Raw genomic sequence first — 7,829 nt, 5'->3', positions numbered from 1 at the left:
ACCCCGAAGGGCTTCACCGTTCGACTTGCATGTGTTAAGCACGCCGCCAGCGTTCGTCCTGAGCCAGGATCAAACTCTCCGTGAATGTTTACCCGTTGATCGGGTCGACACCCGCGTTGAGCGGCACGGCAACCACCGGAATAGGGCGGCCCCGCGCACTGCGTCCTCGCTAGTGTTATTTCAAAAGGAATCTCCAACCCCAGAAAACATCTGAGGCCGGGGATGTCAACATATCTGGCGTTGACTTTTGGCACGCTGTTGAGTTCTCAAGGAACGGACGCTTCCTTCGGACCGCCTTCCAGCGGGCCCTCCGGGCGCTTCGTTCTTTCGTGTTCCCAGCTTATCAGATGTTCTCGCTCCGTCTTCCGGGGCTTCCTCATCCAACTTACTGATGTCTTCCGGTGCTTGACGCCCCGTCCGACGTTCCAAACTCTAGCCGACCCCCGCTCCGAAAAGCGAATCCAGCCGAATCCAGTCGCAATCCCGATAAACAGGCACGCCAAAGCGACGCCTGGTGTTTCTGGTGGATTGGCCGCCCCGGGACCGTCCGCGCAGATCCTGCGTGTCCGGTGCTCCCTGCCGAGCGACTGGGAGACAGTACCCCTCCCCGACGCCCGAAACAAATCGCTGGAGCAGTCACTCCGGAAACACGGGTGATCCGTCCTCATCCAGGTACAGGCGCACAGGAGGCGCCACTCCCAGCGCTTCACGACCCCGGCCGTCGCCCGCTCCCGGTCGCCGCCCGCTCGCGCTGGGCCGACCAGGGGAATCCCGTCTCCGACGCCGCCATTTTGGCCCGTCAACCCGCGCCGCCGACGCTAGCTTTGTCGACGTTTGGTCAACTCTGCCCTCTCCCAAGGGACTAGCCATGCCCAAGATCCGTCGGCACGCCTTCGTCGCCGCCACCGCCCTGCTGGCACTTCTCGGCAGCGCCTCACCTGCCCTCCCCGCCGCCACCCCCGTCCTGGCCCCGATCGCCGCACACCACCACGGCGAGGGCGTGCTGCACGGCACCAGCTCCAACTGGGCCGGCTACGTGGCCACCGGTGGCAAGTTCACCAGCGTCAGCGCCGACTGGGTCCAGCCGGCCGTCACCTGCACCGACACCGACACCTGGTCCGCCTTCTGGGTCGGCCTCGACGGCGACGGCAGCAAGACCGTCGAGCAGATCGGCACCGAGGCGGACTGCTCCGGCGGTTCCCCCGTGTACTCGGCCTGGTACGAGATGTTCCCCTCCTACCCCGTCGACCTGCGCGACCCCGTGGAGCCGGGCGACCACCTGGCCGCGAGCGTCACCACCGACGGCTCCGGGGTGTTCACGCTCTCCCTCACCGACCTCACCCGGGGCTGGTCCCGCAGCGTCCGCAAGACGCTGAAGAGCGCCACCCTGGCGTCCGCCGAGGTGATCGCCGAAGCCCCGTCCAGCCTCTTCGGTGTCCTCCCGCTGGCCGACTTCCACACCGTCGGGTTCACCGACGCCACCGTCAACGGGCAGAGCCTCGCCGCCGCCAAGGCGTCGAGCATCGACATGGCCGAGGGCGGCGTCACCAAGGCCACCACCGGCGCGCTCGTCAATGACACCGACTTCTCGGTGAACTGGCAGCACAGCTGACGACCTCCCGTCGAGGCCTGGCGGTCTCCGTCAGGCCTCGACGGCCAGTCGGCGGCCCGGTTCCGGGAAATCCACGAGGCCGCCGACCCCCGCCGAGTTCGCGCGTCGTCCGGGCCGCCCCGAACGACGCGTTCCGGCGTCCGTGGAGGCATCGTCTCCCAGAGGACGAACCCGCGCACGGTCTTCCGCCGCCGCCCACGGGCCGTATGCTCACCGGATGGAGACCAACCCAGCGGTGCGGTCGTGCGAAGTCCTCGTCTCCGGGGCGTACTTCGCCGATCTGGTGTTCCACGGTCTGGCCCGGCCGGTGCGGCCCGGGACCGAGGTCTTCGCCGACGGCTTCGGCCTGGTGCCCGGCGGCGCGTACACCCTGGCGATGGCGCTGCACCGGCTGGGGCGACGGGTCCTGTGGAGCGCGGACTTCGGCACCGACCTGTTCAGCGCCCACGTGCTGGCCTGCGCCAGGCAGGAGGGGCTGGCCGAGGACGCCTACCGCCACCACCCCTTCCCGGTCCGGAGCCTGACCGTCGCCCTCGCCTCCGCCGACGACCGGGCGATGGTCAGCTTCCAGGACCCGGTCGGCGGCCAGCCGCTCGCACCCCTGCTCGACCGGCTGCACCCGCGCGTGCTGCTGCTGCCGCAACTCCGGTGGGACAAGACCACGGTGGCGGGTCTACGGGCGGCGCGGCGGCTCGGCACGATGGTCGTCATGGACTGCCACGACACCCCGGCGACGCTCGACGACCCGGCCGTGCGCGAGGCCCTCGCCCTGGTCGACCTCTTCACCCCCAACGACGCGGAGGCCCTCCGCCTGACCGGTGCCGGCGACCTGGACGACGCGATCGCCGCGCTCGCCGCCCTGGTGCCCACCGTCGTGGTCACCCGCGGCGCCCAGGGCGCGCTCGCGGTCCGGGACGGCGAGCGGTTCGACGCCCCACCGGTCCCCGAGGCCGCCGGCATCGACCCGACGGCGGCGGGCGACTGCTTCAACGCCGGTCTGGTGCACGGGCTGCTCGAAGGCTGGAGCCTGCCCGACTGCCTCGCCGCGGCGACGCTCTGCGGAGCCGCGGCGACCACCGGCCCGGGCTCCAGCGCCGCCCTGCACGCCGCCGATCTCACCCGCCACCTCACCCGCCACCCCGACCACCACCCCGACCGGCCGTCCCGGGCAACTACCAACGTGGGGTGAACACTTCACCACCGGACGTGATCGTGTTAGCGTCCCTCGGATGTCGAGGATTCTGGTCACCGATCTGGACGGCACACTGCTCGGCGGCGCCCAGGACGACCGGATCCGATTACGGGACGCCCTGGCCCGTCACCCCGAGGTGACGACGGTCTTCGCCACCGGCCGGGGACCGTCGTCGATCCGCGAGGTCCTCCGCGATCCGCTCGTCCCACGGCCCCGGTGGATCATCGCCGACGTCGGCGCGACCGTCATCGACGGCACCGACCTCACCCCCGTCGACCCGGTCCAGGAGCAGCTGCGGGCTGGCTGGCCGGGCCACGACCGGGTCCGCGCCGCACTGCGCCGCTTCCCCGCGCTCGCGTACCAGCACGGCGTCGTCCAGAACGGCCGTTGCTCCTACCACCTCGCCCCGGACGGGCTGACCGACGAGCTCATCGCGGCCGTCGAAGCGCTCGGCTGCACCTGGGTGTACTCGGCGGACCGCTACTTCGACGTCCTGCCGCCGAGCGCCTCCAAGGGCAACGCCCTCCGCGCCCTGGCCGCGAAGCTGGGCTGGCAGCCCGAGCACATCCTGGTCGCCGGGGACTCCCTCAACGACCTCTCGCTGTTCCGGCTGGGCACCCACGCGGTGGCCGTCGCCGGAGCGGAACCCGCCCTGCTCGCCGCCCTGGCCGAGGACCCCCTGGTCCACCGCGCCGACCGGGCCGGGGCGGGCGGCATCCACGCGGCGCTCCGCGAACTCGGCTGGCTCCCCTCCGATCCCGCCCCCGGCACCCGGAACCGCGACCCCGGCAGCCGGCGCCCCGGCCCCGAGCACGCCGCGGGCCCGCACTCCCTCGTGGTCGCCTACCACCGCCCCCCGCTCCACTGGAACGGCGAGCGCTGGCAGCCGCCCCGCAGCCCCAACGGCATCCTGCCCACCCTGAGCAGTGCCTTCGCCGACGGCCTGCCGGGCGTCTGGGTCACCGCGCTGACCGGCCGCGACCGGCTCGCCCCACACCCGCAGCCCACCACCCTGCCGCTGTCCCCCGTACCGCTGGACACCGCCACCTGGGACGGCTACTTCCACCGCGCGTGCAAGGAGACGCTCTGGCCGGTGCTGATGTCCGAACCGGACCGGTCCGTCCACGACGAACGGGCCTGGGCCGACTACCGCACGGTCAACGCCCGCTTCGCCGAGCACATCAGCGGCCAGGCCGCGCCCGGCGCCACCGTCTGGCTCCACGACTACAACCTGTGGCTGGTCCCCGGTCTGCTGCGCCGCCTGCGCCCCGACCTCAGGACCGGGCTCTTCCACCACACCCCCTTCCCCGCCCCCGAGGTCTTCGCCACCCTCCCGGTGGCCGACGAGCTGCGCCGCTCGCTGGGCTGCCTCGACTGGGCGGGCTTCCACACCGAGGACTTCGCCGAGCACTTCCGCCGGACCCTGGCCGACTGGCCCGACCCGCCGCACACCGCCGTCCACCCGCTCGGGATCGACCGGCCGGCCGTCGAGGAGCTCGCCCGCCGCCGTGCATCCCGCCTGCGTACGCCCCACCCACGCACACCCCACCCCCGCACACCCCACCACCGCCCGGCCACCGGCCGGCGGCTCGTGCTGTCGGTGGAACGCCTCGACTACGCCAAGGCCCCGATCCAGAAGGTCGACGCCATCGACCACCTGCTCGCCCTGCGCCCCGACCTGCGCGGCCGGCTCACCTTCCGGCTGGTCTGCCCGCCTCCGGAACCCGGCATCACCGCCTACGACACCACCCGCCACCACCTCGAACAGCGCGTCGCCGCCGTCAACGCCGCCTGGCGACAGGGTGATTGGCAGCCGGTCGACTACCTCTCCCGCAGTCTGTCCGCCGCCGAGGTGGTCGACCAGTACCTGGCCGCCGACGTCCTCTGGGTGACCTCCCTCCAGGACGGGATGAACCTCACCGCCAAGGAGTTCACCGCCGCCCAGGCCGCCCTGCCCCGCCCCCGCACCGGCCGGGGCCCGGGCGTCCTGGTGCTCTCCCGCCACGCCGGCGCCGCCACCGAACTCGGCGCGGCCGCCCTGCTCACCGATCCCCGCTCCCCCGAGGACCTCAGCACCGTCCTCGCCCGCGCCCTCGACCTCGGCCCCGCCGAACGGCGCGCCCGGATGGACCGGCTCTCCCGGCTCCTCGGCCACGAACGCCCCGCCGACTGGGCCGCCCGCATCGTCCACGGCATCCGCACCTGCACCCCCGCCCCCGAACCTGCCCCCGGCCCCGCGCTCGACGCCGCTGACGCCGACACCGCCACCGCACCGACGGCCTGACTCCGCCGACCCGTGGGCGGCTCACGACCTGATCCGAGCGTTCTCATGAACTACCTCTTGCCCGTGGAGGGTTGGTGAGGGAATCATGACAGCCCTCACACAACCGGGGAGTTGAGAGGTTCATGGGCGCCGTGACGGCCGGCACCGAAGTGGCACGGCAGGCGGCCTCGGCGAGTCGCCGTCAACTGGCGGTCCTGCTGACCGCCAAGACGATATCGGACGTCGGCTACGCGCTCGACTTCATCTGCCTGTCCGTCTTCGTCTGGGAACACAGCCGGTCGACCCTGGAGACCGGGCTGGTCAGCGTGGCGCTGTACGCCGGTGCGATCGGGGGCGGCCGGCTCGGGCACCGCTACGGGGACCGTTGGGACCGCCGCCGGGTGATGATCGGCGCCGACCTCGCCCGGGCGCTGATGCTGGCCCTGCTGGCGCTCCTGCCGACGGGCGCGCAGAACTGGTGGCTGTTCCCGGCGGTGACGGTGATCGGCACCGGGCGCTCGGTGTTCGAGGCCACGCTGTCCGCCGCCACGCCCGTGCTGGCCGGGCCGCGCACCCCGTCCGTGAACAGCGCGCTGGCCGGCCTCAAGGGAGTGGCCTTCATGGTCGGCATGGGCCTCGCCGCCGTCCTGGTCCCCCTGGCCGGGTACCGCTGGGTGTTCGGGCTGGACGCGTCCAGCTACGCGCTCTCCGCGGTGGTGCTGCTCGCACTGCGCCTGCGGATGCGGGAGCCGGACGGCGCGGCGGCCGCGGCCAGGGACCGCTCCGGCGCCTGGCCGCTGCTGGTGGCCGCCGGACTCGCCGGCCTGGTCGTGCTGCGCGGGCTGGACGCGTTCGGCAGTGCCTCCCAGCACGTCGGACTGCCGCTGCTGGGCACCGAGCTGCGCCCGACCGAGCCCGCCGTGGTCTCCGGTGCGGTGTGGGGCAGTTGGGCGGCCGGCCTGCTGCTGGCGAGCTTCGTGCTGCGTCCGCTGGCCAAGCGCCTCGTCGACCGCGCACCGGCTCCGGTGTACTGCGTCGCCACCATGGTGATGTCGCTGGGCTTCATCGGCGTGTTCTGGCTCGACGGCTGGTGGCCGAGGCTGCTGGCGGCCGCCGGGGCCGGTCTGGGCGACGCCCTGAGCGAGATCACCTACAAGCAGTCCCTCCAGCAACTGCCCGACGGGCGGCGGGGAAGGGCCTTCGGGCTCTCCCAGATCACGGTCAACGCGGGCTTCATGTCCGGCCTGCTGGTCACCAGCCTGGTGCTGCAGCCGGCCTGGGTGGCCCAGTGGGTGCTGCTGCTGCACGGCGTGCCGCTGCTGGTGGCCGGCTGGATGGCGGTCGGCGCGGCCCGTGCCGTCCGCACCGTCCGGCCGACCTCATGACCGGGACCCGCCGACACGGTGGCGCCGCCGGTGACGTCTACCTCGACTACGCCGGACTGGGACGGCTCCGGCCCGCCGCCGTCGCCGCGATGCGCACCGCCGTGGACGAGGTGCTTCCGTACGGCAGCGCCAGGGTCGGCCCCCTCTTCGGTGCCCGGAACGCCGCCCGCCAGTCCGTCGCCCGGCTGCTCGGCTGTACGCCCGAGGAGGTCGCCCTCGTCCCGAACACCTCGTCCGCCATCCACCTGGTGGCCGACGGTCTGGACTGGCGCCCGGGCGACCAGGTCGTGCTGTTCGACCGGGACTTCCCGGCCAACGTGCGGCCGTGGCTGCGACTGCGCCGACACGGGGTCGAGCCGGTCTGGGTGCCGATGCGCGACGGCGGTTACCGGATCGAGGACGTGGCGGCGGCCGTCGGGCCGGCCACCCGCCTGGTGGCGGTCAGCCACGTCAACTTCGCCACCGGCTTCCGCTGCGACCTCGACCGGATCTGCGAACTGGCCGCCGGGGTCGGGGCGCTGGTCTGCGTGGACGCCGTGCAGAGCTTCGGCGCGCTGCCGCTGTCGGTGGCCGACACCCCGGTGGACTTCCTGGCCGCCGGCGCGCACAAGTGGCTGTGCGGGCCGCCGGGCACCGGGGTGTTCTACTGCCGCGCCGACCGCCTGGAACTGCTGCGCACCACACCCACCGGCTGGTTCGGCTACCAGGGCGCCGCGGAGGTGTCCAAGGGGCCCGGACACCTGCGCTACGACCTGCCCGAGCGGGCCTCGGCCGCCCGGGTCGAGGGCGGGATGTACGACCTGGTCGGCACGGCCGGGCTCGCCGCCGCCCTGGCCGAGCTGGAGCAGACCGGCATCCCCGCGGTCGCCGAGCGGGTGCGCACCCTGGCCGACCGGTTGCGCACCGGGATCGCCGGGCTCGGGTACCGGCTCGCGCTCCCCCCGGACGGCACCGGGCACTCGGGTGTGGTGAGTTTCGCCGACGGCCGGACGGAGGGGGCGGAGATCGTCCGGCGATTGGCGTCGGCCGGAATACACGTTTCCGTTCCGGACGGCTGGGTCCGCGTCTCACCGCATTTCTGGACAACCGATGGAGAAGTGGCGGAGATTCTCTCGGAGCTTGCCCTGCACAAGCCTTGACGGCGCTGTTCCGGTTCGCGAAGAATAACGCTCAACCGCTTCGCCGGCCCGGATATCCGGATCGGCCCGTGAAAAGAGAGGGGTTGCAAAATGGCTTACGAGACCTGGGAGTCCCTGGAGGACGAGGTCGAGATCAGCACTGGTGCGGCGGACTGCTGGACCTGTCTGATCGACGACGCCGGCGTCTGATCCCGGCGCTCCACCACCACCCCGCGGTGGAATCCGGGCACGCCCGGAT

At 72.5% G+C, this 7,829-nt stretch carries 5 protein-coding genes and 1 rRNA gene; 5 read left to right on the top strand and 1 reads right to left on the bottom strand.

All coding sequences use genetic code 11. The features are described 5' to 3' along the window. A 16S ribosomal RNA gene (locus ACZ6Z8_RS21750) occupies positions 1 to 85 on the bottom strand; the annotation flags it as partial. Between the two features lie 783 nt (positions 86 to 868). On the opposite strand from ACZ6Z8_RS21750, the gene ACZ6Z8_RS21745 reads away from it, so the two are divergent. The 5 genes from ACZ6Z8_RS21745 (at position 869) to ACZ6Z8_RS21725 (ending at position 7,591) form a co-directional block, all read left to right on the top strand. After that, complete coding sequence (locus tag ACZ6Z8_RS21745; RefSeq protein WP_465611683.1) at positions 869 to 1,612, top strand: G1 family glutamic endopeptidase; 744 nt, start codon at positions 869 to 871, stop codon at positions 1,610 to 1,612. 217 nt (positions 1,613 to 1,829) lie between these two features. Beyond that, positions 1,830 to 2,801 carry a carbohydrate kinase family protein gene (locus ACZ6Z8_RS21740; RefSeq protein WP_465611682.1) on the top strand — a complete coding sequence of 324 codons (972 nt, stop codon included), beginning with the start codon at positions 1,830 to 1,832 and terminating at the stop codon, positions 2,799 to 2,801. A 40-nt stretch (positions 2,802 to 2,841) separates the two neighbouring features. Continuing rightward, entirely contained in the window at positions 2,842 to 5,088 is a 2,247-nt protein-coding gene (locus ACZ6Z8_RS21735) for an HAD-IIB family hydrolase (protein ID WP_465611681.1), read from the top strand. 122 nt (positions 5,089 to 5,210) lie between these two features. Beyond that, positions 5,211 to 6,452 carry an MFS transporter gene (locus ACZ6Z8_RS21730; protein ID WP_465611680.1) on the top strand — a complete coding sequence of 414 codons (1,242 nt, stop codon included), beginning with the start codon at positions 5,211 to 5,213 and terminating at the stop codon, positions 6,450 to 6,452. Next, positions 6,449 to 7,591, top strand: coding sequence for an aminotransferase class V-fold PLP-dependent enzyme (locus ACZ6Z8_RS21725; RefSeq protein WP_465611679.1), 1,143 nt, complete (start codon positions 6,449 to 6,451; stop codon positions 7,589 to 7,591). Before ACZ6Z8_RS21730 ends, ACZ6Z8_RS21725 begins: the two co-directional genes overlap by 4 nt. Positions 7,592 to 7,829 lie beyond the last annotated feature (238 nt).

It is taken from the genome of Kitasatospora sp. NPDC101108 (assembly GCF_055584725.1).
This window is presented reverse-complemented; position numbering and strand designations above follow the sequence as displayed.